Origin of the sequence: Enterobacter sp. RIT637 (assembly GCF_019718755.1) — a bacterium.
Taxonomy (GTDB): Bacteria; Pseudomonadota; Gammaproteobacteria; order Enterobacterales; family Enterobacteriaceae; genus Enterobacter.
The window spans coordinates 37,252-62,427 of the sequence record NZ_JAIHAZ010000002.1 but is presented as its reverse complement, the minus strand read 5'-3'; the positions used below and the strand labels follow the sequence as shown (position 1 = coordinate 62,427).

The following is a 25,176-nucleotide window of genomic DNA, read 5'->3' as shown; positions in this document are numbered from 1 at the left end:
CCTCAGCGCGGTATCGCCTTAGGCACAGATAAGATAAACCGCGTCGAACGAGCGTCCGATTCCACACGCACCTTTCCATGATGGGCAACCACAATGGACTTGACGATGGCAAGCCCGATACCGCTGCCTTCGCCTTTTCGCTGCCTGGACGGATCCACCCGATAGAAGCGGTCGAACAGTCTGGGTAAATGTTCTGCCGGGATGGGCGTGCCCGGGTTTTCAATCGTCAGAACAAAATAGCTATCCTGTTCAGCGAGTGAGACGGTCACAGCCTGTCCTTCCGGCGTATAGCGCAGGGCATTGGATAACAGGTTATTGATTGCGCGTCTGAACATCTGGGGATCGCCTTCAGTCAGGCAGGGCATGCCGTTAAATTTCAGCGTGATGTTGCGCTCTTCCGCCCAGGCTTCGAAGAAATCGAAAACTTTCATCACCTCTGCACGTAAATCAAACATGACCCGGTCAGGGATCAGCTGGTTATTATCCGCCTGCGCGAGAAACAGCATGTCGCTGACCATGCGCGTCATCCGGGTGTACTCTTCAAGGCTGGAATAGAGCACGTCTTCAAGCTCTTTCTGCGTCCGGTTCTGGCTCAGCGCAATCTCAGTTTGCGTCATCAGGTTGGTGATGGGGGTTCTGATTTCGTGCGCGATATCGGCCGAAAAATTGGCCTGGCGGGTAAAGACATCCTCAATCTTTTCAATCATATGGTTGAAGGAGATCACCAGCTGTTCCAGCTCAACAGGCACGCGGGACGGCTCCAGCCGCACATCCAGATTTTCAGAAGTGATATTTTTAATGGCGGTGCTGACGTTACGCAGGGGCAGATGTCCCGGGCGAACCGCGATGCGGATGATAAGGATAATCAGCACGCTGATAACGGCAGCAATCGCGAGCAGATTCTTTTTCAGCGCATCGAGGTAGTGAAGGTGAAAATTGATGGAAAGCCCGATAAGCATGACGTAGTTCTGCGTTTTTCCCTGAAATGCTGCCGTTCCGGAAGAGGCGATAATCCGGTAGGTTTCCATTTTCATTTCGTGGCCGGAATGCGCGGGCATGGCCGGGTCTTCTACCGTCCAGAGAAACACATCCTGCGCGCGGCGGTGCGTGCCAAAATCCGCCGTATTTACCGCAGGGCGTAATGCCGCGCCTTGCGCTGAGCTGAACAGTTCATTTCCCTGAGGATCCAGAAGCAGCACGGCGACGTTGCGGTAACTGGCAATCGACTCTTTGATTTTACTGATCTTTCGCTCATCCGGATCGGCCGGTGATTGCAGTATGCGGTGCATTGCGCTACTGATTTGCTGCAGGTCGTTAATATCCTGTTCGGCAAAATGCTTTTCAACCGAATGCAGCATAAACCAGGTAAAGGCGAAAAAAGCGAGGATCGTGGAGAGACTGATAAAAAACGTCAGCCTCAGGGCAAGAGAGAAAGGACGCCTGGCGGGCTTATTTTGCATCCGGCGCCTCCAGCATATAGCCGACGCCGCGAACGGTCTGGATCAGTTTTGGCTCATAATCATTGTCTATTTTGGCGCGCAATCGCTTAACCGCGACGTCAATGGCGTTGGTGTCACTGTCAAAGTTCATGTCCCACACCTGCGAAGCAATCAGGGAGCGGGGCAGCACTTCGCCCTGATGACGGATGAAAAACTCCAGCAGGCTGAACTCTTTGCTGGTTAACAGAATACGGTTTCCGGCGCGGGTGACCTTCCGTGAGATGAGATCGATCGTCAGATCCGCCACGTTGAACTGGCTCTCGGCGATCGCCGTATTACCGCGCCTTAGCAGCGTTCTCACCCGAGCGAGAAGCTCGGCAAATGCGAAAGGTTTTACCAGGTAATCATCTGCGCCCAGCTCAAGCCCCTTAACCCGGTGTTCAATCGTGCCGAGGGCCGTCAGTAACAGTATCGGCATCCCTTTCCCGGCAGAACGCAGCATGCGAACGATATCCCAGCCGTTCACATCTGGCAGCATGATATCCAGAATCAGCAGATCGTATTCAGCGGTCATGGCGAGATGGTAGCCGTTCAGGCCATTATCCGCGTGGTCCACAACAAAGCCCGCCTCCGTCAGCCCCTTGCTGAGGTATTCGCCCGTTTTAATCTCGTCTTCAACGATCAGTATTTTCATCTTGCTCCCCTGACTGGCTGCTAGCGACATTCTATTGCGCCGAAGGCCGTAATCAACGGCTTACGCTAAAAATGACAACATTGTCATTATCCTGTCACCGGGCAAACAGGATGATTTCGTTAGAGTAACCCTGGTAACACTCTGGACTTCATTGGAATCATTGACCAGGTCTGCCTGGACGAGAAGCGTTATGTTCACCTTAAAACGACTTAGCATCAGCACCATTTTCCTCCTCGCAGGCTGCGTCTCTTTGGCCCCTGAATACCAGCGCCCCGCGGCACCGGTCCCGCAGCAGTTCTCACTGTCTCGCAACGGTCTGATGCCCGCTGCACAGAATTATCATGACAGCGGATGGCGCAACTTTTTTGCCGATCCGCAGGTGACAAGGCTGATCGCCGAGGCCCTGAGCAATAATCGCGATTTGCGCATGGCTGCCCTGAAGGTGGAAGAGGCCCGGACGCAGTTCAACGTCACGGATGCAGACCGCTATCCGCAGCTGAATGCGTCGTCAGGCATTACCTACAGCGGTGGGCTGAAAAGCGACAAACCGACATCACAAGAGTATGACGCGGGCCTTGAACTTAGCTACGACCTCGATTTTTTCGGCAAGCTAAGGAACATGAGTGAGTCTGACAGACAGAACTATTTTGCCAGCGAAGAAGCCCGCAGGGCGGTACATATTCTGCTTGTCTCCAGCGTGTCGCAGAGTTATTTCAGCCAGCAACTGGCCTACAAACAGCTGCGTATTGCGCGCGATACGCTGAAAAATTATCAACAGTCTTATGCATTTGTAGAGCAGCAGCTGGTGACGGGCAGCACGAACGTCCTGGCGCTCGAACAGGCCCGGGGACAGATAGAAAGCACGCGGGCAGATATAGCCAAAAGAGAGGGTGAGCTGGCGCAGGCCAATAATGCCCTGCAGCTAGTGCTCGGCACGTATCGCGCGCTCCCGTCAGAAAACGGTGCGAGCGATAGCGCTATGACACCCGTAAAACTGCCGCCCAATTTATCATCAGACATCCTGCTTCAGCGCCCGGATATTATGGAGGCGGAGTATCAGCTGAAAGCCGCTGATGCCAATATTGGCGCCGCGCGAGCTGCTTTCTTCCCCTCCATTTCGCTAACCAGTGGGCTTTCAACAAGCAGCGCGGCGTTATCCAGCCTATTCACGCCAGCGAGCGGAATGTGGAATTTTATTCCTAAAATCGACATTCCGATTTTCAATGCGGGAAGGAATAAAGCCAACCTGAAGCTGGCTGAAATTCGCCAGCAGCAGTCGGTTGTTAATTACGAACAAAAAATTCAGGCGGCATTTAAAGAGGTTGCCGATGCGCTCGCCCTGCGTGACAGCATTAGCAAGCAAATTGATGCGCAGCAGCGTTATCTGGATTCACTGCAAATTACCCTTCAGCGCGCCAGAGGATTATATGCCAGCGGCGCGGTGAGCTATATCGAAGTGCTTGATGCAGAGCGCTCTCTTTTCACCACACAGCAAACCCTTCTCGACCTGACCAATTCCAGACAGGTGAATGAAATTAATCTTTACACCGCACTGGGCGGCGGCTGGGTTGAATAAATTATTTATCTTTTAACAGGACAATGATTATGCGTAATTCCATTAAAGCCGTTGTATTTGGTGCTCTCTCAGTCATGTTTTCTGCTGGCCTTCAGGCGGAAGTTCATCAGCATGGTGAGATGAGCGCTGCCAGCAACGCCGCGTCAGAGCAGGTGATCGAAGGAACCGGCGTTGTGAAGGACATTGATCTCACCAGTAAGAAAATTACCATTGCTCATGAGGCTATCCCGGCGGTTGGCTGGCCCGCGATGACCATGCGCTTCACCTTTACCCAGGCAGACGAGACTATTACAGCGTTAAAGGTGGGTAGCCAGGTTAATTTTTCGTTTGTGCAGCAGGGCAATATTTCTTTACTGAAGAGCATTAAATAGCGAGAACCGGCATGGCGTCTTTTAAAATAAAATATGCTGCAATGATTATTACCAGCCTTATAGCAGGCGGTCTGATTTCAGTGACGGCCTGGCAGGCGATACATTCAGTGGATAAAACAGAAAAGACAGTTCCTGAGCGAAAGGTGCTTTTCTGGTATGACCCGATGAAACCAGACGTTAAATTTGATAAACCCGGTAAATCGCCTTTTATGGATATGGACCTGGTGCCGAAATATGCGGATGAAGACGACGAGAAAAGCAGCGTCGGCATTCGTATTGATCCGACACAGGTTCAGAATCTGGGATTAAAAACGCAAAAAGTGACGCGAGGCAGGCTGAATTATTCCCAGACCATTCCGGCCAACGTCAGTTATAACGACTATCAATTTGTCATTGTGCAGGCGCGCGCTGAAGGTTTCGTTGAGAAAGTGTACCCGCTGACAACGGGCGACCATGTGAAGAAAGGCACGCCGCTGATTGATATCACAATCCCAGACTGGGTCGAGGCGCAGAGTGAGTTTTTGCTGTTATCCGGCACCGGCGGAACGCCAACCCAAATTAAAGGAGTGCTTGAACGACTGCGGCTGGCGGGCATGCCGGACGACGATATACAGAGGCTGCGCGCCAGCCGAGCCATTCAGACCCGTTTTACCATCAAAGCCCCCATCGACGGGGTGATCACCGCGTTTGACCTGCGCACCGGAATGAATATTTCAAAAGATAAAGTGGTGGCACAGATTCAGGGGATGGACCCCGTCTGGATCAGCGCTGCCGTTCCTGAGTCCATCGCCTATCTCCTGAAAGACACGTCGCAGTTTGCGATTTCAGTTCCGGCTTATCCGGAGACATCGTTCCCGGTTGAAAAATGGAACCTTCTGCCCAGCGTGGACCCGACCACCCGAACGCTGCAGGTGCGCCTGCAGGTTTCGAATAAGGATGAACGTCTTAAACCAGGGATGAACGCCTATCTCAAACTGAATACCCAAAGCCAGGACATGCTGCTGATCCCGTCTCAGGCCGTTATCGATACCGGTAAGGAACAGCGCGTGATTACCGTCGATGCGGAAGGGCGTTTTGTGCCAAAACCGATCCACGTGCTGCACGAATCTCAGCAACAGTCCGGGATCGGTTCTGGCCTGAATGAAGGGGAGTCGGTGGTGGTCAGCGGTCTGTTCCTGATTGACTCCGAGGCCAATATTACCGGTGCGCTGGAGCGCATGCGGCATCCTGAAAAACCTGACGACGCGCACTCTGGCCACTAAGGAGACGACGATGATTGAATGGATTATCCGGCGTTCGGTCGCCAACCGTTTTCTGGTGATGATGGGGGCGCTGTTTCTCAGCGTCTGGGGAACCTGGACCATCATCAATACGCCGGTCGATGCCTTGCCCGATCTGTCTGATGTTCAGGTCATTATTAAAACCAGCTATCCCGGTCAGGCTCCGCAGATTGTTGAAAACCAGGTGACGTATCCGCTCACCACCACCATGCTGTCGGTGCCGGGCGCAAAGACCGTGCGCGGGTTTTCCCAGTTTGGTGATTCCTACGTGTATGTCATTTTTGAAGATGGGACAGATCTCTACTGGGCCAGGTCACGCGTGCTGGAGTATCTGAATCAGGTGCAGGGTAAACTGCCCGCCGGGGTGAGCGCTGAAATCGGGCCTGATGCCACGGGCGTGGGCTGGATATTTGAGTATGCGCTGGTCGATCGCAGCGGAAAATACGATCTCGCGGAACTGCGATCTCTTCAGGACTGGTTCCTCAAGTTTGAACTGAAAACCATTCCGAACGTGGCCGAGGTGGCGTCGGTCGGCGGCGTGGTGAAGCAGTATCAGATTCAGGTCGATCCGTTAAAACTGGCCCAGTACGGCGTAAGCCTGCCTGAGGTTAAGCAGGCCCTTGAATCGTCCAACCAGGAAGCGGGAGGCTCATCCATTGAAATCGCGGAAGCGGAATATATGGTTCGCGCCAGCGGTTATCTCCAGGCCCTTGATGATTTCAATAACATCGTCCTGAAAACCGGGGAAAACGGGGTACCTGTTTATCTGCGTGATGTCGCTCGCGTGCAGACGGGGCCGGAAATGCGGCGCGGCATTGCCGAACTCAACGGTCAGGGGGAAGTCGCCGGGGGCGTTGTGATCCTGCGTTCGGGCAAAAATGCGCGTGAGGTTATCACTGCGGTGAAAGATAAGCTGGAGACGCTGAAGGCCAGCCTGCCGGAAGGCGTCGAGATTGTGACCACCTACGATCGCAGCCAGCTGATCGATCGGGCAATCGACAACCTGAGTTCCAAGCTGCTTGAAGAATTTATCGTGGTGGCTATTGTCTGCGCCCTTTTCCTCTGGCACCTCCGCTCTGCGCTGGTGGCCATCATTTCTCTGCCGCTCGGCCTGTGCATTGCCTTTATCGTCATGCACTTCCAGGGGCTGAATGCCAATATTATGTCGCTGGGTGGGATCGCCATCGCCGTCGGCGCAATGGTGGATGCCGCCATTGTGATGATTGAAAATGCGCATAAACGGCTCGAGGAGTGGGATCATCAGCATCCCGGAGAGCAGATTGACAACGCCACCCGCTGGAAGGTGATCACCAACGCCTCCATGGAGGTGGGACCCGCGCTGTTTATCAGCCTGCTGATCATCACCTTATCGTTCATTCCTATATTCACCCTTGAAGGACAGGAAGGGCGGTTGTTTGGCCCGCTGGCCTTTACCAAAACGTACTCCATGGCAGGTGCAGCCGCGCTGGCCATTATTGTTATTCCTATTCTGATGGGGTACTGGATCCGCGGGAAAATCCCTCCGGAAACCCGTAATCCCCTCAACCGACTGCTGATCAAAGCCTATCACCCGTTACTGCTCAGGGTGCTCCACTGGCCTAAAACAACCCTGCTGGTTGCGGCGGTATCCATTTTCACAGTTATCTGGCCTTTGAGTCAGGTGGGCGGCGAGTTTCTGCCGAAGATCAATGAAGGCGATCTGCTGTATATGCCGTCGACCTTGCCAGGTGTCTCTCCGGCAGAAGCGGCGGCGCTGTTACAGACCACGGACAAGTTAATCAAAACCGTCCCGGAAGTGGCTTCCGTGTTTGGTAAGACGGGTAAGGCTGAAACCGCAACGGATTCCGCGCCGCTTGAAATGGTTGAAACGACCATTCAGCTCAAGCCGGAAGACCAGTGGCGGCCAGGCATGACGATTGACAAGATTATCGATGAACTTGACCAGACGGTACGTTTGCCGGGGCTTGCCAATCTCTGGGTACCGCCCATCCGTAACCGCATCGATATGCTCTCAACCGGGATCAAAAGTCCGATAGGGATTAAGGTCTCCGGTACCGTTTTGTCGGATATCGACGCAACGGCGCAGAGCATTGAGGCGGTAGCCAAAACCGTGCCGGGCGTGGTCTCAGCCCTGGCTGAACGTCTTGAAGGGGGACGCTACATTGATGTGGATATTAACCGTGAAAAAGCCTCCCGCTACGGCATGACGGTGGGCGATGTGCAACTCTTTGTCTCTTCCGCCATCGGCGGCGCGACGGTAGGGGAAACGGTTGAGGGCGTGGCCCGGTATCCGATCAATATTCGTTATCCGCAGGATTACCGGAACAGCCCGCAGGCGTTAAAGGAGATGCCGATCCTCACGCCGATGAAGCAGCAAATCACCCTTGGCGATGTGGCAGAGATTAAGGTCGTTTCCGGTCCAACCATGTTGAAAACGGAAAATGCCCGTCCCGCCAGCTGGATTTACATTGATGCGCGGAGCAGGGATATGGTGTCGGTGGTAAACGACATTAAGACAGCCATCAGCCAGAAGGTAAAACTGAGGCCGGGAACCAGTGTGTCATTTTCAGGACAGTTTGAATTACTCGAGCATGCCAATAAAAAACTGAAGCTGATGGTACCGATGACGGTGATGATCATTTTCGTTCTGTTATATCTGGCCTTCCGTCGCGTGGACGAAGCCTTGCTGATTCTGATGAGCCTGCCGTTCGCACTGGTTGGAGGAATATGGTTCCTGTACTGGCAGGGCTTCCATATGTCTGTCGCAACCGGAACCGGGTTTATCGCGCTGGCTGGCGTCGCGGCTGAGTTTGGCGTGGTCATGCTGATGTATTTGCGTCATGCCATTGAAGCGCACCCGGAGCTGTCCCGTCGCGAAACGTTCACTGCGGAGGCGCTTGATGAGGCGCTTTATCATGGCGCGGTGCTGCGTGTTCGCCCTAAGGCCATGACCGTAGCCGTGATCATTGCGGGTCTGCTGCCGATTCTCTGGGGAACCGGTGCGGGCTCTGAAGTGATGAGCCGGATCGCGGCGCCCATGATCGGCGGAATGATTACGGCACCGCTGTTATCCCTGTTTATTATTCCTGCCGCGTACAAGCTAATCTGGCTGCGCAGGCATAAAACGGCGACAGCATTTCGTGAAGATGACAGGGGGCACAACACCTGATAAATTAGCTATTCAATAACCTATTCATAAAGCGATTCACACTCATGACAGACCGCTCTGAAACGATACGACAGCTGCTGAGGCAAGGCCCTACGTCAGTAAGACAACTTACTGAAATTATGGGCATTAGTCAGCCAACCGTCTCGCGGGCGATGAAAGCGCTTGGTGATGAGGTTGTTCGAATTGGCACCGGTCCATCTATTCACTATGTGCTGCGTGATCCGTTTCGGGGGTTCAGTTCGGCCCCCATTTACCGCATAACAGAAGAGGGGCAGGTCAAACCGCTGGGCAGACTCATTCCGGTTTACCCGGACGGGTTTGTGATGGAGCAAGCGGACAACGTATGCCTTCATAGCGACGGCCTTCCCTGGTGGTTATTTGACATGCGGCCTCAGGGTTATCTCGGTCGCGCCTATGCGTCCCGGTTTTCATCCGAGCTTGGCCTGCCGGCAAATCCCGAAAACTGGGCTGACGCAGATGTGATCAGGGCCTTGCTGGCTCATGGGCACGATGCGGTGGGGAACGTATTAATCGGTGAACAGGCGAGGAACCATTTTGTGGAGATGCCGCTGCCTGTTGCGGTGGATCGGGCTACGGCTTACCCGTCTTTGGCTCTTGCCGTGAGTTCCGGAGAGGTACCGGGTTCGTCCGCTGGAGGTGAGCAACCCAAATTTTGTACCTATACCGAACGCGGTCACGTCATTGTGAAATTTACGGCTGCAGACGATAACCCCATCAGCGAACGCTGGCGAGATTTGCTCCTGACTGAACATTTTGCATTGAGCGTGCTCGGGGTAGAAACCGAGGTGTTTGATTTCGCAGGGCAGCGCTTCCTTGAGATCCCTCGTTTCGATCGCATTGGCCAACTGGGCCGCAAAGGTCTTTTTTCTTTGCGGGCCCTGGAGGCGGAATTTGTAGGCCGGGCGAGAGAGGCCTGGCCCGTTCTGGTTAATGAGCTGGTAAAGCAGGGGTGTGTGCACCCTGACGCAGCGACCGGCGCGGCACGACTATGGGCGTTTGGGATGCTGATCGGCAATACCGACATGCATCACGGTAATCTGTCGTTCATCAGCGCTCACGGCCGTCCGTATCATCTTGCACCCGCCTACGACATTCTGCCCATGGGGTTTGCGCCTAAGTCAGGTGGCGAAATCGTGAATACACTTCGTCCGGCAACGCTACTCGATGCGATCGACGGGGATGCCTGGCGTGAAGCGCTGGAGTTGGCGGAGCGATTTTTTGCTTTAGCCCGCGATTGCGACCGTTTCTCTGCCAGCTTTGCACCTTGTTTTACGGCGTTACGCGCACATCTTGACGAGGCGAGGGCAAGGATATCGCGTCTGGGATAATGAGCATAAATCCCGCCAGGATATGGCGGGTTTTTTAGGGGTAATGGTTAGCGAGGCGTGTGAACTTCACGAGTCTGGATGATTAGCTTGCGCCAGGCTCGATTATGCAGAGTGAATAACAGCATTTTATAAAAAGACGTAGAAAGAATGCAGCTTCCGCTAAGGAGTAACATGACGACACTCACCAGCGCCGCAATGAGACTCACGCCTGGAAGCGGTGTATCGCTTAATGCGGCCAGCAAATAGACTGTCGTTAATACCAGGCTTATAATCGCAAGTGTGAGATGTAAACGTACGGCGCGCATGCTGCCTTTACCAATCATGAACATCGTTAAGCCGTTGATTCCAGCGACGAGCAGGGCGACCAGCACAACCCACACGAATACGCGTTCAGCTGGCTGGTTAAGTGCGGCGATTACACCATACCCCAACCACAGCTGTGGAATTGCGAAACTGACAATCACTCCCAGGGTGCTGACCGCAGCCGGAATGCCCATAGTATGTAACCCAACTGGCTTCTCAATCTGATCGGCAAGCTGCGTCTTTATCTGTTGCAGTTCTACCGGGCTGGCTTTGCTGATACTGGCAGCCACCTCGTTACAGTGTTGCAGGCGACGGGATAAGACTTTAAACATTTAAATACTCGGCGTTTAGTTAGGTGAAAATGACTGCAACAGACCGACCACATAGCGTCCGGATTGGACGGTATTCTGAGGATTGCGGATAGTCCCTGTGAGTGAACTCCCCACAAACGCCGACGCGTTGTTGACAGCACTAATCTTAGTTCATAAGAAACGCACGTCATATCTCATTGCTTTAGTGAGTATTTTTAATGTAAATCTTACCTCAATTCAAGAACACTTAATGAACTACTTAGTATTGGCAACGGAGCATGGTGCCAGACATCTCATCAACGAAATATCTATTTCACCGTGGGAGTCAGGCCAGTGCAAAATTGACTAAAGCCTACCGGCAGACTTTCTCAACGCAGTAATATCCCGCTTAGGTGATTCCCCGAACATCCGGGTATATTCTCGACTGAAATGGGATAAGCTTTCGTAACCGACCGCATAGGCCGCAGTAGTGACATCATAATGTTCATTCAGCATCAGTCGCCTGGCTTCATTGAGGCGCAGCCATTTCTGATACCGTAGCGGGCTCATTCCCGAAAGTTGCCTGAAGTGTTGGTGGAAAGAGGGCGTGCTCATTTGCACCCGACTCGCCAGCTCTTCTACGCGTAATGGTGATGCAATATTGGTCTTTAACCAGTCGATAGCTTTACCGATACGGTAGCCATGGCCGTCTACTGCTGCAATCTGTCTGAGATGATCGGACTGATCGCTCATCAAAAGCCGGTAATGTATCTCTCTTTGAATCAGCGGCCCGAGAACAGGAATGGCTTCAGGCTCGTCAAGCAAAGAAAGCAGACGGCAGAAGGGCTCCAGCAAAGCATCAGTCATGGTACTAATCCCGACCCCCGTTCCCGCATCTCTTTTTTTAACCGGCGGCAGGCTTCCCTGTGCAATTAATTCCATCAGCACGCGCTGGTCAAGTTTATAGGCGACGCCGACACAGGGACGGGATGTCGAAGCCTGTAATACTTCCGAACTGGCTGGCAGGTCAAGAGAGGTGATCAGGAATTTTTCCGCATTATATTCATAGGGTTCGCCACCAACCCACATGATCTTAGCGCCATCGGCCACCAGAACGATACTGGGAGGGACCAGGCAGCTTACCGGAGGAGCGGGTTCGTTACGCCGGAATAATTCCAAACCTTCTACGGCTGTAGGGAAATCACCGGTACCGGGCGTGCGCTGAGCAATATCCTGGGAAAGCTTACCGAGTCGTTTCGCAACCAACTTGTCTGAAATCATTCTGTTTTGCCTCAAATTTTACGACGTAATCAACTTAGCAGTTATGAAAATTGAAATATACGCTTTGGCATCAGGTTTAGAGGATCGGGCAAATAATGCAGAGTATTTCAATAACACCTTTCGTTAAAGATACCCAAAATAACAACCCTGAATTCACTGAATGAAAGGTTTTAATAGCATGACGACAAAATCTTCAACGCGATTCTTAAATAGCGCACTTCTTGCCGGAGCGATGGCTCTGATTTTAACAGAAGCTGCGGTCGCCCAGCCTGCACCAGGCACCGCAGATTCTTCAGTCCGTCTGGTTCAGACGTGGGATAAAACTTTCCCAAGGAGCGAAAAAGTGGATCATCAAAAAGTTACTTTTAAAAACCGTTACGGCATTACGCTTGCCGCTGATGTGTATCTTCCTAAAGATCGCGGGAACAAGAAGCTTGCTGCGCTTGTGATTTCCGGGCCATTTGGCGCGGTAAAAGAGCAGGCCTCAGGTCTCTATGCTCAGACCTTAGCAGAGCGCGGATTCGTGACGCTGGCATTTGATCCGTCTTATACCGGTGAAAGCAGTGGTGAACCCCGCAATATCGCGTCACCTGATATCAATACCGAAGACTTTATGGCAGCAGTCGATTTTATTGGACTGCAACCCTATGTGGATCGTGAACGTATCGGTGTCATCGGTATCTGCGGCATGGGAGGTATTGCCCTGAACGCTGTTGCCGTCGATAAACGCGTAAAAGCGGTCGTTGCCAGCACCATGTATGATATGAGCCGCGTGATGTCAAAAGGCTACAATGACAGCGTAACACCGGAGCAACGCGAGCAGGCGCTGGAGAAGATGAGCCTCCAGCGCTGGGAAGATGCAGCAAACGGCAAACCTGCGTACCAGCCAGCCTATAATAAACTGAAGGGTGGGGAAGCGCAGTTCCTCGTGGACTATGCTGACTACTATATGACGAAGCGCGGCTATCATCCACGAGCCGTCAACTCAGGAAACTCATGGTCCGTGACAACGCCGATGTCTTTCATGAATTTCCCGCTGATGACTTACATTAAGGAAATTTCTCCGCGTCCAATCCTGTTTGTTCATGGCGAAAAAGCGCATTCGCTTTACTTCTCCAAAACGGCTTATGAAGCGGCAAATCAGCCCAAAGAGCTTCTGATTGTTAAAGATGCCACGCACGTTGATTTATATGATCGTATGGATAAAATCCCGTTCGATAACATGACGGCATTCTTCAACAAATATCTCAATAAACGATAACTCCATCAGTTGACAGGTGCAGTGGCCAAATGGCCATTGCACTGAGGTGTCAGGGAAGGTAACGGTGAAGGGGTTTGATTGGGCTGTGGTTCTGGTGTCCACATTCAATTTAACTTATGTTGTAAGGGAATTTAGTTCATAAACCAAAGTTTAACTATCCACATGATTTCAATGTATATTCACAATATATAGTTGAGTCTACCTCCAGATAACTTCATGAACTAGTAGGAAATGGGCGTCTAATGTGCATTTCTCGGCAACTTACTTAGTTACAGCATTTCCCAAATTAATCGTATAACCCGGCAAATCAAGATTTAGGTTGTATCTGATTGTCTTCTTGAATAATTTATGAATCTTAGTAACATTTAGATACACCAAAACCTAATCAGAACAGCTCTCTGAGGGCGGTAGCATTGTCAGGGTTGATTGGATTTGCATGAGGCCTTTGTCCCTGACCCGATATCCTGATCCATTCAGAAAAAGAATTCCGACATACGAGACAATCTCTTTTGTCATGCGGGGTTGCATTGACCAGCCGATAACTTTTCGGGAGAACAGGTCAACCGCCACGGCCAGATACAGCCAGCCTTCGTGGGTTCGGATGTAGGTTATGTCCGTCACACTTACCGCTTAATGAATTTGATAAAGTGCAATAAAATTCAAGCTATTGATTTTAAGAACAACACGAACGTTTCAGTTTAGTGGTTGCTGCGCGCTGCAGATCCAGCCACCTACATCAACTTTAGGAAGGTAATAAGTATGGGTAAGGCTATCGATATCTTGCTTTACGTGGCTCTAAGCGAGGAGTTTGATGTCGTTATAGATATGCTAGGATCAGATTTTAAATCACAAGAGCAGGTAGGTGTTGCACTGACAGGTTTCTTCGGCAATATCGACTCGCCTGTTCTTAACAGAAGCTTCGAAGTTGCTGTGTTCCCGGCAGGAAAAATGGGCAATACCCGATCCGCTAGTCTTACTTCAGCACTTATCGAGAAGCTGAATCCTGCCAACATCGTGGTGCTAGGCATAGCAGGATCACTGGTAAACGACATGGAACCTGGCGATGTATTTATACCGGACACTGTGAATGAGTACATGGCAAATTCAGCGACCCATGGGGAAGGTAAAAACTGGAGTTTTACTACCTCAGGTAACCAATTTCAAAGCTCCTTGAGACTACTCAATAGGTTTCAATTTTTCGCACACACCAGTGGCGACTATTACAAACGTTGGCAGCAAGACACTCAGTTTGCCAAGGCTGAACTCATTTCAGAAGAGGTACAGCTTGCCCTTGCTAGCAATGAACTGATCCTACGAGGTAGCTGTAAGCTCTTTGCCGGTGATGACCGTAAGTTGGCCAGCGGCCCAGCAGTAGGTAAAGGCAAGGGTTTTGTGGATTGGATCATCCGTGAACATGATCGTAAGGTTGCGGCCCTCGAAATGGAGTCGGCAGGTGTATACGATGCCGCGACTGTTCGCACTCCGGCTCCACGAACCGTGGCCATCCGCGGCATTTCTGACTACGCGGACGCTCGAAAAGAAAAAATTGAAGACACAGCTAAAGGTAAGTTTCGAAATTTGTCTGCTAGAAACGCTGTTTCGTTTTTTATTCACACTGTCCAAGCTGGGATGTTCGGAGCTGAGGAAGAATTGGCGCAGGTCGCATTATCGCCATCGTCACATGTGCAGCTTGATTCTCGGGTGAAATCTGTATTCGTTATAGGTGGTCACACCGGTGAGACCGCAGATGTTGATGCTGAACTCCCACGTTTGAACAAGGCGTCGTTGACCCTTGGGCATGTTCTCGCGAAAGCGGGAGCACAGCTACTTATATGCAGCCCATTTACTGATTCGGTCGACTACTACGCAGCAATGGGCTATGCGGACTCTAAGTGTGGTGGATTAATCCAGTTCCATAGTCCCACTCATCCAACAGTTGAGGAAAAGCGATGCCTTCTACGCAAAACGCTTGGACGACCTGGCCTCGTAATCCAGGATTGGAACTACCCTGGTCCAGAGGGCAATGAGGAAGATGCATGGTTCCAGTCCTGGTTTTTGGCCCAGATTCAGGCGCTGGAGAAAGCTGATGTGGTTGTTGCTCTGGGAGGGAAGGTTTCGCAAACGGCTAGTACACTTTTGCATCTTGCTGAGGCTAGGGGCCTTCCGATCATTCCGTTTGCATTCCTCGGTGGAGTGGCGAAGCGCTCATACGAGCGCCGAGATTGGTCGAGACTTAATCCAGGTTTTGACCCAAGCGTTTTGTGCGACGTCGATGGTGTTGAACATACGATTGAGATAGCTAATCGACTCATGTTAGATCGAATGCAGCCGAGCCGTCTCTTAGAGAGACCGAAAATGGTTTTTGTTAGTTTTGCTCATCAGGACGCCGAAATGGCGAATGCACTACGGGCCGTGCTAGTAAAAGAGGGTATTGAGGTCCTAGTTGGTGACGATGAGATCAGGTCAGATCAGATGATCACAGCAACCATTGAGCAAGCGGTTCTTCGCAGCGATGTTTGTGCAGTTCTTTGGAGCCGTCAGTATGCCCAGAGCCCATGGTGTTATGACGAAATGAGTCTGGCAATAAATCAGCAGGAATATGGCAAGATTAAGGTATGGCTTTTCAATCTAGATGACTCTCCGATTGTCCCAGCTCAGGCGCGCAAGCTGCCCACTATCTCTGTTAGGAATGTTCAGGCAATGCACAATTGCGTGCATGAGCTTTTGGGCAAGTAGTAGTTTGCCCCTGTCGACCTGTCGCAATGAGGCTAAGCGTCCTGCGGCTGATAGGTTAGCCCGTGAGTTTCAAGGTGATGAGATGATGGAACAGTATTTCGTCAAATATGGATTACAATCAATTGTTAACGAAGCATTGTAGCAGACAAGTCGCTGAATGCTGCGCTAGATTTTTGGAGTTAATTTGAGCAAAGTAATTTTAAGTTTTCCATATTCTGGAGCGATTCAGGAATTTTTCGCTAAAGAATTAGCGGGGGATTCGTTTGGTCAAAACCATGGCTATTACAAAACTTTATGGGGCAATAACAGCGAGGAGATATCTAGGTTATCTTTAACATTATTTACTTTGTATGATGAGATCATTTTTTCTCCTGTCGACAATCCATTACCAGATTCTAACAGTTTTTGGTTAGACGAAGAATATTATCATCCTGATTTTGGATTAAGAATGCCTTCTAGGCCTTCCTCCATTGGAATAGACTATATAGAACATCAGAGCTATATTGATTGGGTACTGACAGATCCAGTTATTGCCAGAGTCCTAACAAATATTCCTAAGCATGCTAAGAAACAAATATTATTCCAAGTGGTTTGTGATGTTGAACTTTCACTTAGGTATGGAGCGGAGGTTATTTCATCAAATGGGCGAAGGTTGATTATGAAGAGACTTTGTGAAATTGATCCCCAATATCACAATGTGAGTAAAAACATCGTCAATTTCTCAGATCCAATAATGCATAGTGCTGAATTGATCGTTCCTGATTTTGAAATAAGCAGTATCGATTTATTGCACCATATTAAGCAAGATAAAGACACCAGAAAATATGGTGCTAAAGTTACCTCTATTCTAAAGGCCAATGCGAGTCAATCAAAAAGCTACTTTTATGAATTAGCTTTGGATAGCAACCTTAAAAACTCTAGGCATCAAACTGTTAATAGGTTTTCCACCCTTGCTGGGAAAGTATGTTCAGTTCTTGGGTTTACTCCGATAGTTGGTCCAATGTTCAGCGCAGTTGCTCTTGGTTTAGGTGAATCAGAAAGATTAACAAATCTATCAAATAGTAGTTGGATTGAGTTTAAACCTCATCTATCCGTTTTGAAAACACGGTTTGAGATTGAGAATGAATTGAAGCAACATATTAACAATAAAAATTTATCGAGTGCATAAATGCGCCGCTGTTTCATCGTGTTATGAAAACTAAGACCGGACAATTTTGGTTAGTAAACTAAGGCGGGTAGACATCCCCGCCTGATAAATTCCAACGAGGACTATTCGTAATTTAGCTCACCGAGTAATCCAATCATCAGATCTCCGTCCAAAACTTCAAAGGGAAGCTCAACATACTCAGTCTTATGCCTCGGAAGTGCATTGCCGTCATTCGGTGCGTTCTTTGTGTAGCCTCTAACATGCTCACCACTTTCTTTCGTATAAGGTAGAACGACAATGCGGCCGTGGTTTTTGGAGATGATTGTCCCCTCTTTCCAGAGAGTATTGCCGCTTGAGGTGATTTCGCTGTCATTCACCGCTTTAACGCTCCACCCAATTTGATCTTTATCTTCGAACCAGAAAACAAAATTCCCGGAGACGAGTACCTTTTGGCCGTTACAAAGAGCTTCATCCAGCATTCGTTTCACGCTGGCATGTTGTAGCAATTTATTTGCTTGAGGAAGCAGCATTGAGCGAATAGTTGCTTTCGTTTTACCCCAATGGGCAGCTCCTGATAAACCAAAACCTCGGGCGATACGTTCCTTATAACCGATTTTTGCTTCTCTTGCTCCGGCATTCGACCATTCCCAAGTATTAGGTCCTGTAAGTTGAAGATATACGCGGAAGGTCGATAGAGTAACAAAATGCAGATATGGCATAGTGCTTAGCGCCTCAAAAAGAGACTGGCGTATATTCTCATTGACAGGCTTGATAATTAGCTTATCAGATGACAACCGTGGGTCTTTTGTGTGCCTTTTCATGGCAACACTCAGCATCAATTCTTCTTCATCCATCAATCGTTTCTTAGCTGTGAGTGCCTTGTCCACTTTTAAATGTAGAGACTCTTTCTCTTCCGGTGAGAGTGGTAGATCATCAATGTTAAAATCCACACCGTTGTTCAGTTCTATCGCTCTTTCTTTAGCAAGTACGTAACTATGATAGTCGTCACCATATGCGCGGTATTCTGTCCCTCTATCGACAAAGTGTCTGTACCAAGCGAGAGTTCCGTCTGTGCGAAGCTTTAGGCAATAAACCGACCATTCATTTCTTTCGTATTTGGGTTGCGGCCAGAAAGCCAGCTCTGGAAGACCATATCCGGGGAGTTTACTCAATCGCATAGTGATAATACCCATGAGGATAAAAAGCTGATTTTAGCATGGTTGACTTTGGTAGATCTTCACTCCGCGATAGCAAGGGGGTATACCGTTGGCAGGCAGCTCCTTTCTGCTTTAGCCTCTTTTCTGGTCTACGCGGTGGGTAATGAGCCTTAGAATTGATAAGCATCAATGAGTAGAGTTTCTTATCACCGAGTTGCGGACCTTGCTGTTGCTATGGAGAAATGTTGCCGTATTTTATGTCACAGGACAGCTATCTCTTTGTTTACAATGCGTAGTAGAAGCTGACAAGCCACAGAAGCATGTAGGATGGCCTCTTTTGGCACGCTTTAGCTTACTATTGAACTTCACTATTGAGCCCGTCTGTGCTTCAAACAAATGATGATATTAAAAAATCTATGTTTAATAGTAACATAGATAGCAATTAGTCCGATTCATCCGTTACTGACCAGAATAAATGGCCTGACTTTCTAAGCAAATTTAAACTGAAATCTAAGGGGAACTTCGTTGGAAGTAGAAATGTGGGATGGTGGCTTACAAGAGCAGGAAGTGTTGGCTATCGAGAAAATAAAGGCTGCTTTCTCAGCCAACGTATCTAAGCCTGACAAGCCTGTCCGTGGCGGTTCAATTGGCGAGCAGCTACAAAGCTATGGTTTTACCGGAAATGGAATGTTCCCCTGGAAAGGTTATGCAGGTTTTCGATTTGTTGAGGCCAAAAAAGAGGGTGAATTCGATTTAGTTATTGTCACACACTGCAACGTGATCATTGTTGAACTGAAAGATTGGAACCATCAGCCTGTAACCGCGCGCGGAGATACTTGGTATAAGGGTGACAAGAACATGGGGCGCTCGCCCGTAAGCGTGACCCGTGGCAAAAAATTCATGCTAGACAACAAACTCAAGCGTCTGGCAAACCGTTTTACGAACAAAGGCTATACCCCGATTGTTCATTTCTTTGTTGTGATGACCGGCAATGCGGACTTCAGCGCGCTGCCGGAGGAACAACTTCACCATACGATCTCGTTAAAAGATTTTCTGAAATTTGCCGATCGCAGGACATTCAATAACTACTTCAAACCGCACCGAGGTTCCGAAGTTCTTAACAAGGATTTTCCTCTTTTTGATAATCTATTCCTAGGGCCTCAGACGGCGCCAAAAGCCCTGAGAGTTAATGGCTACGAGGCTAAGGATATGATTTTCGAACACCCTAAAAAGGTGTATCGCGAATATTTGGCAAAATCTGAGATATCAGCGAACAGCGAAGCGCTACTCAGAGTGTGGAATTTTAAGAATATCGCGGGAACGAAAGCGAATACCCCGGAAGGACGAGCTCAGATCGTTTCACGTGAGCGCGAAGTGTTACAGCACATCAATCACCAGAACCGTGACCTTTATAACCACTGTCTCAGGTCTCTGACGAGTTTCCAGAAAGACGAGGTCACGGCCGAGTACAGTGAAGTCTATGAACTTCCGCCGGGCCATGTCCGGTTTAATGAGTTTATCGGAAAATATGGTAAGGCCTTTTCTGATATGGATCGCTTGAACGTGGTGAAACTGCTCATTGCGAAGTTTAGTGATCTCCATGAGATGAAAATTGCGCACAGGGATATAGCCGATCACAGCCTGTGGATTTCACCTTCAAAAGAAGTTGCCCTTTCGAACTTTATTTCGGCTTACTACCGACCAGCCGGAACGGTAGGCGATTACCGTAAGCTTTTATCCGTAGGTGCAGTCGGGGTAAAAGACATGCTTGATGAGGGCGAGCTTACGCCTTTTCAGCAGGATGTTCATGCCCTGGGCCTTGTGGCCTGGCATTTATTAAACGGTACGCGCATGTCGCCAAAGAGTTTGGAGAAAGTACAGGACAGTATGCTAAACAGCCAGCACTGGTATTCATATGTATTACTGGATGCCGTTGCTGCAAAATTTACTTCCGCGACAGAATTTTTTGATGCCCTGAAACAAGCCGAACCTGCTGGCAAGGCTATCCCAACATTTGATGATACTGAGCTTGATTCTTACCGGCATGCTATCAATCACTCTCGTCAGTACCGGGAAGACGGTGACTTTCTGGTCGAAACATCTGACAAGGAAGTCTATATCTCGGGTGGAAGGCTCGTGAAGGCCTGGCTGAACGTGGGGGGGCAGGGAGACGATCCGTCAATTAACTTCCAGGTTCTGAAGTTTTTAAAGCAGGTTGAGCAGCTTTCTTTAGTTAAACCAACGTATCTTCCTGAAATTCGTGAATTCGGTATCGCATCAAAATCATCAAGTCTCTATATGCTCACGGATCAGGTACATGGAGATACCTGGGATAAAATGCTGGTCCCCGATGATGAAAAAATCGATCTTATTGGTAAGTTCGTCGCCGCCGTTGAGCACTTACACGGTCTGGGTGTTTCTCACGGGGACATCCATCCTGGCAATGTGATGCTTGGGACACAGAGTCGTTCGCTTTTCCTCATCGATATCCCCGATTTTTCACCATCCGGTGACGAACCTAAAAACCACAGCTACAGCCCTGAATACATCGATAATTGTACTTCCTTTGAACGCGACAATTATGCAGTGATGAAAATGTCCTGCGAGTTGTTAGGTTTGTCATGGGGGCAGGAATCAGACATTCATCAGACTATTGCGAATGCCATCCGAGCTGAGTTGGAAGACTTGGTTTTTGGGTTTAAGGATTTAGGGCGATTTAAAAAAGCGATAAACAGTAATGACCTGGCGTCAGAACAAGCCCTGATAGAGATAACAGCAGGAAATGCCGATGAAATCATCTCTGTCCTGCCAGATAACGGGCATCTGTATGTCAAAGTTGAACCAAATCCTAAAGCCCCAGCTGAAGTAAAAGTAACTTTCAGCGGGATAGGTGGCGGTTTCACTGCAGTGTTCCACAAAGAGCAGAAAACGCTGATTCATGGCTTCAGGCCATGGGTTCGCGCCACAATTCGTAAGCAAGATATTGATGAAAGCCAGTTCGAAATTGGTACTGGCATCAGGATTATTCCCGGCAGTCCGCAGGATATGTCGGCCTTGACAGCATTGCTTAATGAAGAAGAATCTTTTGCGCGGGCAATCGAGTTGATTGCCGCACCTGAAGACGTTCAGGAACAGGACCCGCTTACGCTTCAGCTAAAAGATGCCTTTGCAAGACTTGATAAGCAGGCGCTTGAACCGGCTTTAAAAGAAGTGCTGGAAATTCCTACGGTGAAGCTGTGGCGCGCCATTCTGGATACTGAAACAGAATCCTATCCAAACATTGAAGTCAGCGGAGAGGTGGTCCCGGTTGCAGATGCTCCCGGAGAGCTTCTTCTCCCTTACTCTACAGACGTTGATCCACTTGGCTCTTTCAGAAGTAGTGATGAAGTCGAAGCCTTACAGGTCGATCAGGAAGGTGTTGAGCGATTTATAGGTGAGGTGTCACTTAAGAAGTCAGAGCTCAAAGAGATCCGTCTGGTCAAAGTGCGTTCGGCAGCCTACAGGCTGAAGGATTCTGATATTGTCTTCTTCCGTACAAAGCAGGATCGGGCGTCTTATCAGAAACGTAAACGCGCACTGGAACGTCTCCTAGATCGAGAAAGTGTGCTGCCTGACTTAATTGATCTGTTCGACCCATCCTGCAAGCAGGTGGCTCAAAATTATGGTATCACTCTCAGCGATACCGATTTTGCCAGATACGACCGTGAAGATCAGCACGGGAATAAGATCAGTCTGAATGAGCAGCAAAGAAAGGCGTTTAACAAACTGGTCAATAATGGCCCTCTATCCCTGCTTCAGGGGCCACCGGGGACCGGTAAAACCGAGTTCATCGCGGCCTTTGTCCACTACCTGATCGAGAAACAGAATACCAAACGCATTTTACTGGTCAGCCAGTCACACGAGGCTGTGAATACAGCGGCCGAGCGTATCAGAAAGCACTGTTCCCGGCTTGGTACAGAGCTGGATGTTGTCAGGTTCAGCAACCGGGAAGGGGCTGTTTCCCCTGGCCTGAAAGATGTGTACTCAAATGCAATCACAACTGAGAAGCGCGAACTGTTCAATGCTGAAATTAAGTACCGTGTTGAAGCGTTGAGTGAAGCCATTGGTCTGGAGCCGGGATTTATTTCGGGTGTAGTACTTGCTGAGCTCAGGTTGTTCAGACAAATCGATCACCTTGAGAAATTGCTCTATCAGGTTAATGATTTGACGGATTCAAAAGAGATCGGTGAACTGAAAGATATTGCAGTCGAACTCGATTTTTCCATCCGGTCCAGACTGAGTCAGGAATATGGGATTAACCTAGATAAAGGCGCGAAGGTTTCTGCAGCAAAAGACATTCTGATTTCCAAGCTGTGTACAGAGTATGGTGTCAGACCTGATGAGGCAAGACGAGTAAAGGCATTAGCTAAAATCTCACGTGATATGCAGGATGCTATGTCGGGAGAGCGAGTGAACCTAGACGAGTTTTATTCGCGCTCCAGGCAGTTAGTGGCTGGTACATGCGTTGGTATTGGACAGGGGCACATTGGCATTCAGGAGAATATCTACGACTGGGTGATCATTGATGAGGCGGCGCGCTCGATTGCAAGCGAACTGGCTATTGCTATGCAGTCGGCCCGACGTGTCCTGTTGGTGGGTGACCACCTGCAGCTTCCCCCATTGTACTCAGATGCCCACAAGGCGGCATTAGCGAGGAAGCTGGGTATCAATAACTCCCGCACTGAAATTGACGAGGTATTACGAAGTGACTTTGCTCGTGCCTTCAACTCTGCTTATGGTGCGCAAGCGAGTGCAGCTCTGCTGACCCAGTATCGTATGGCTCCACCGATTGGTGATCTCGTATCGAAGACGTTCTATGACAGGAAGCTTCTGAATGGAGAACGGGCAATTCCGGATGTCTATCGGCAAGCTCCAGAAGCGTTATGTAGCGTCGTAACCTGGCTTGATACTGCTAATCTGGGCCACAGGGCACATCATCTTGAAGATCGCGGAACAAGCATTTACAACCGATGTGAAGCTGACGAGGTTATTTCTGTTCTTAAACAAGTGTCAGAGAATGAAGAATTTGTCGCTCAGCTTTCAAAGCTCGTTAACAAAGATGAAGCCGCTATTGGCGTGATATGTATGTATGCCGAACAAAAGCGGCTGCTCCGTCAGAAATTCAATCAGGAAATCTGGAGCGAGGGATTTAAGGGCATTGTTAAAATTGACACTGTTGACAGTTATCAGGGCAAGGAAAACCGGATCATCATCCTGTCACTGACGCGTTCGGATAAGCAGCATAGTCCAGGTTTTTTACGCGCTCCAAACCGTATAAATGTTGCGATGTCACGCGCAATGGATCGCCTGTTGATTGTGGGTAATGCCGATATCTGGAAGGGAAACAATAAAGAACTGCCATTAGGCTCCGTTGTAAGTTATATGGCTGAACGAGGTCAGGAAGCTGGATACAGGTTCCTCTCCGCTCAGCAGGGAGGCAAAAAGAAATGATATCTGATAACAAAGTAACCTATCACGAGGTTGACTTCCTGCTGCCCGCACAGAGGTTTAACATTCAGTTTTCCTATGTTTCCCAGAAGGGGCTGCCATTCATCCGGGAGTTTGTGCTGAGACTTGTTCATGTAGCCTCGATGAGCAAAGCTCAAATAGCAACCTATTTCGGCCTGACCCACCGTGAGACAGAGGAGGCGATTTCCGATCTTGTGCAGCGTGGTGAATTGACGCTCTCCTCAGATGGTAGAATGGCCTTAACAGACAAATCAAATGGCTATTTTTCAGAGGTTGGCGAGATACCGCACCTTTCAACTATCCAGGACAGTGGCGGCACCTTATCCTTTGATTTAGCCACATTTAGTTGCTTCAGCAACCAGACTTTCCAGGATCACTGGAGGGGAGGGTTAACATTAAAGGTTGATGACAGCAACATTTCTCAAAGTGAGAAACTGGTTGAGAAGCACTTTCAGTACCAGTTTAATCAAATCCTGGATAAAGGTTATCTGTCTCACCTACAAGTTCAGGGCGGAAAAGAACAACCTTCTATCTATACCGTTAATTCTGTTAATAAGCTGCGGCAAATACCGCTCCGTTTAACAACGGAATTTAAAATGGATAACGATGGTAAAGCTGTCGAGCGTGAAGACTATGAACAGTTAAACAGTTCGGAATGTGTTCATGAGTTAATGGCTGTTGAGATAGCTAGGTTATCACGGCATAACAATACCATGAGTATTTTTAAGGCCATGGTATCCATTAACGATGATCTTACGCTTAAGCTGTTTGATTCTAAAACGAATCAGCTTAATCCATTATTTATCAAGGATATGCAGGCACTGGAAGAATACTCAGACTCAGGCAGGACGACTTTTTTAGGTCCGGTTTATTCTAAAGACAACTGGGAAACGCTGCAGAAAGCTCTGGCACCGGTGCTCAATCAGCGTATCAGAGACAAAACCGATTATGGCGGTAGCCCGTTCGTTTGGTTAGCTCCATCAGATCCCTACTGGTCAAAGAGCGCCCGATTTATCTCAAGCCTGAGCGATTTTCTTAACAGGTCGGCTACGAAGGATAAGCGGCTGTATAAACCGGTGCTATACGTACCCGTCCAAGATGCAACTGATGCCCGGGTTGCAAGGCAGTGGAAGCATGAACTTGGGCAATTCCACGCGTGCGCTAAAGGGCTAGTTGAAGGACTGTTAGATGGTAATGTTGAGATTCTTCATCTTGAGGATGAGTTATGTGCCGTTATCTATCATATTTCTCAACCAGAAACGCTGCCTGTGACTATGCCATTGGGCTTCATTACAACGAACAAAGATGCAGTTAAGATTATTGGTGCGCTGATTACTGAATATGTCAAAAGCACCTCTGGTTTTGATAAGCCTCATGACTGTGGCGCGATTTCAGCAATGGTTTAGAAATTGTTGCAGACTGATTAAAAAGGGCAATTAATTGCCCTTTTGTTGGTAAGCGTGAAGCCACTATCGCCTGTGAATCTGGTCCCGGTATCCATAGGTCATAGTTCCGTCTAAACCAAATGGAACTCTATTCCTGTAAAACTTAGTCATCGTCACCCTGGCTCTTAAATCAGCGCTCACACAGCAGGTGGCTGTATAAGCATAAATTC

Annotated in this window: 15 protein-coding genes and 1 pseudogene; 10 read left to right on the top strand and 6 right to left on the bottom strand. The window is 49.2% G+C overall.

Annotation, left to right across the window (positions count from 1 at the left end):
• Positions 1-2: 2 nt before the first annotated feature.
• Together K5E19_RS03915 and K5E19_RS03910 are read right to left on the bottom strand one after the other, a co-directional pair.
• Entirely contained in the window at positions 3-1,460 is a 1,458-nt protein-coding gene (locus tag K5E19_RS03915; protein WP_221550076.1) for a Cu(+)/Ag(+) sensor histidine kinase, read from the bottom strand.
• On the bottom strand, positions 1,450-2,133 hold the full coding sequence (locus K5E19_RS03910; protein WP_221550075.1) for a copper/silver response regulator transcription factor: 684 nt from the start codon (positions 2,131-2,133) through the stop codon (positions 1,450-1,452). The genes K5E19_RS03915 and K5E19_RS03910 overlap by 11 nt, the downstream gene beginning before the upstream one ends.
• Before the next feature lie 190 nt (positions 2,134-2,323).
• Here K5E19_RS03910 and K5E19_RS03905 point away from each other — a divergent pair, with 190 nt between their 5' ends.
• From K5E19_RS03905 to yjjJ, 5 genes are read left to right on the top strand one after another with little or no spacing between them, the layout of a single operon-like run.
• Positions 2,324-3,709 (top strand): efflux transporter outer membrane subunit, encoded by a 1,386-nt coding sequence (locus tag K5E19_RS03905; RefSeq protein ID WP_221550074.1) that lies wholly within the window; start codon positions 2,324-2,326, stop codon positions 3,707-3,709.
• 29 nt (positions 3,710-3,738) lie between these two features.
• Positions 3,739-4,080 (top strand): cation efflux system protein CusF, encoded by a 342-nt coding sequence (gene cusF / locus K5E19_RS03900; RefSeq protein ID WP_221550073.1) that lies wholly within the window; start codon positions 3,739-3,741, stop codon positions 4,078-4,080.
• An 11-nt stretch (positions 4,081-4,091) separates the two neighbouring features.
• Entirely contained in the window at positions 4,092-5,342 is a 1,251-nt protein-coding gene (locus tag K5E19_RS03895) for an efflux RND transporter periplasmic adaptor subunit (RefSeq protein WP_221550072.1), read from the top strand.
• 10 nt (positions 5,343-5,352) lie between these two features.
• Complete coding sequence (silA, locus tag K5E19_RS03890) at positions 5,353-8,529, top strand: Cu(+)/Ag(+) efflux RND transporter permease subunit SilA (protein WP_221550071.1); 3,177 nt, start codon at positions 5,353-5,355, stop codon at positions 8,527-8,529.
• Between the two features lie 44 nt (positions 8,530-8,573).
• The gene (gene yjjJ / locus K5E19_RS03885; RefSeq protein WP_221550070.1) at positions 8,574-9,878 is read left to right on the top strand and encodes a type II toxin-antitoxin system HipA family toxin YjjJ; all 1,305 of its coding nucleotides are present in this window, start codon (positions 8,574-8,576) and stop codon (positions 9,876-9,878) included.
• Between the two features lie 47 nt (positions 9,879-9,925).
• Here yjjJ and K5E19_RS03880 read toward each other — a convergent pair whose 3' ends face one another.
• Together K5E19_RS03880 and K5E19_RS03875 are read right to left on the bottom strand one after the other, a co-directional pair.
• Positions 9,926-10,513 carry a hypothetical protein gene (locus K5E19_RS03880; protein WP_221550069.1) on the bottom strand — a complete coding sequence of 196 codons (588 nt, stop codon included), beginning with the start codon at positions 10,511-10,513 and terminating at the stop codon, positions 9,926-9,928.
• 324 nt (positions 10,514-10,837) lie between these two features.
• Positions 10,838-11,752: an AraC family transcriptional regulator gene (locus tag K5E19_RS03875; RefSeq protein WP_221550068.1), complete on the bottom strand. Its 915-nt coding sequence runs from the start codon at positions 11,750-11,752 to the stop codon at positions 10,838-10,840.
• A 160-nt stretch (positions 11,753-11,912) separates the two neighbouring features.
• On the opposite strand from K5E19_RS03875, the gene K5E19_RS03870 reads away from it, so the two are divergent.
• Positions 11,913-13,013 carry an alpha/beta hydrolase gene (locus K5E19_RS03870; protein WP_221550067.1) on the top strand — a complete coding sequence of 367 codons (1,101 nt, stop codon included), beginning with the start codon at positions 11,913-11,915 and terminating at the stop codon, positions 13,011-13,013.
• A gap of 501 nt (positions 13,014-13,514) precedes the next feature.
• Here the strand turns inward: K5E19_RS03870 and K5E19_RS03865 are convergent.
• Positions 13,515-13,634: pseudogene (locus K5E19_RS03865) on the bottom strand (DDE-type integrase/transposase/recombinase); the annotation flags it as partial.
• 138 nt (positions 13,635-13,772) lie between these two features.
• On the opposite strand from K5E19_RS03865, the gene K5E19_RS03860 reads away from it, so the two are divergent.
• Positions 13,773-15,749 carry a TIR domain-containing protein gene (locus K5E19_RS03860; protein WP_221550066.1) on the top strand — a complete coding sequence of 659 codons (1,977 nt, stop codon included), beginning with the start codon at positions 13,773-13,775 and terminating at the stop codon, positions 15,747-15,749.
• Positions 15,750-15,933: 184 nt separating this feature from the next.
• Positions 15,934-16,917: a hypothetical protein gene (locus tag K5E19_RS03855; RefSeq protein WP_221550065.1), complete on the top strand. Its 984-nt coding sequence runs from the start codon at positions 15,934-15,936 to the stop codon at positions 16,915-16,917.
• 101 nt (positions 16,918-17,018) lie between these two features.
• Here the strand turns inward: K5E19_RS03855 and K5E19_RS03850 are convergent, their stop codons facing one another.
• On the bottom strand, positions 17,019-18,089 hold the full coding sequence (locus K5E19_RS03850) for a hypothetical protein (RefSeq protein ID WP_260411615.1): 1,071 nt from the start codon (positions 18,087-18,089) through the stop codon (positions 17,019-17,021).
• Between the two features lie 501 nt (positions 18,090-18,590).
• Here K5E19_RS03850 and K5E19_RS03845 point away from each other — a divergent pair.
• Entirely contained in the window at positions 18,591-23,543 is a 4,953-nt protein-coding gene (locus tag K5E19_RS03845; RefSeq protein ID WP_221550493.1) for an AAA domain-containing protein, read from the top strand.
• Positions 23,540-24,967, top strand: a complete 1,428-nt coding sequence (locus tag K5E19_RS03840; protein ID WP_221550064.1) for a hypothetical protein — start codon at positions 23,540-23,542, stop codon at positions 24,965-24,967. The genes K5E19_RS03845 and K5E19_RS03840 overlap by 4 nt, the downstream gene beginning before the upstream one ends.
• The last annotated feature ends 209 nt before the right edge of the window (positions 24,968-25,176 follow it).

Excerpts from the sequence above, each read along its gene's own strand:
- K5E19_RS03915 (WP_221550076.1), bottom strand. The coding sequence starts at position 1,460 with ATGCAAAATAAGCCCGCCAGGCGTCCTTTCTCTCTTGCCCTGAGGCTG.
- K5E19_RS03910 (WP_221550075.1), bottom strand. The coding sequence starts at position 2,133 with ATGAAAATACTGATCGTTGAAGACGAGATTAAAACGGGCGAATACCTC.
- K5E19_RS03905 (WP_221550074.1), top strand. The coding sequence starts at position 2,324 with ATGTTCACCTTAAAACGACTTAGCATCAGCACCATTTTCCTCCTCGCA.
- cusF (WP_221550073.1), top strand. The coding sequence starts at position 3,739 with ATGCGTAATTCCATTAAAGCCGTTGTATTTGGTGCTCTCTCAGTCATG.
- K5E19_RS03895 (WP_221550072.1), top strand. The coding sequence starts at position 4,092 with ATGGCGTCTTTTAAAATAAAATATGCTGCAATGATTATTACCAGCCTT.
- silA (WP_221550071.1), top strand. The coding sequence starts at position 5,353 with ATGATTGAATGGATTATCCGGCGTTCGGTCGCCAACCGTTTTCTGGTG.
- yjjJ (WP_221550070.1), top strand. The coding sequence starts at position 8,574 with ATGACAGACCGCTCTGAAACGATACGACAGCTGCTGAGGCAAGGCCCT.
- K5E19_RS03880 (WP_221550069.1), bottom strand. The coding sequence starts at position 10,513 with ATGTTTAAAGTCTTATCCCGTCGCCTGCAACACTGTAACGAGGTGGCT.
- K5E19_RS03875 (WP_221550068.1), bottom strand. The coding sequence starts at position 11,752 with ATGATTTCAGACAAGTTGGTTGCGAAACGACTCGGTAAGCTTTCCCAG.
- K5E19_RS03870 (WP_221550067.1), top strand. The coding sequence starts at position 11,913 with ATGAAAGGTTTTAATAGCATGACGACAAAATCTTCAACGCGATTCTTA.
- K5E19_RS03860 (WP_221550066.1), top strand. The coding sequence starts at position 13,773 with ATGGGTAAGGCTATCGATATCTTGCTTTACGTGGCTCTAAGCGAGGAG.
- K5E19_RS03850 (WP_260411615.1), bottom strand. The coding sequence starts at position 18,089 with ATGGGTATTATCACTATGCGATTGAGTAAACTCCCCGGATATGGTCTT.
- K5E19_RS03845 (WP_221550493.1), top strand. The coding sequence starts at position 18,591 with ATGTGGGATGGTGGCTTACAAGAGCAGGAAGTGTTGGCTATCGAGAAA.
- K5E19_RS03840 (WP_221550064.1), top strand. The coding sequence starts at position 23,540 with ATGATATCTGATAACAAAGTAACCTATCACGAGGTTGACTTCCTGCTG.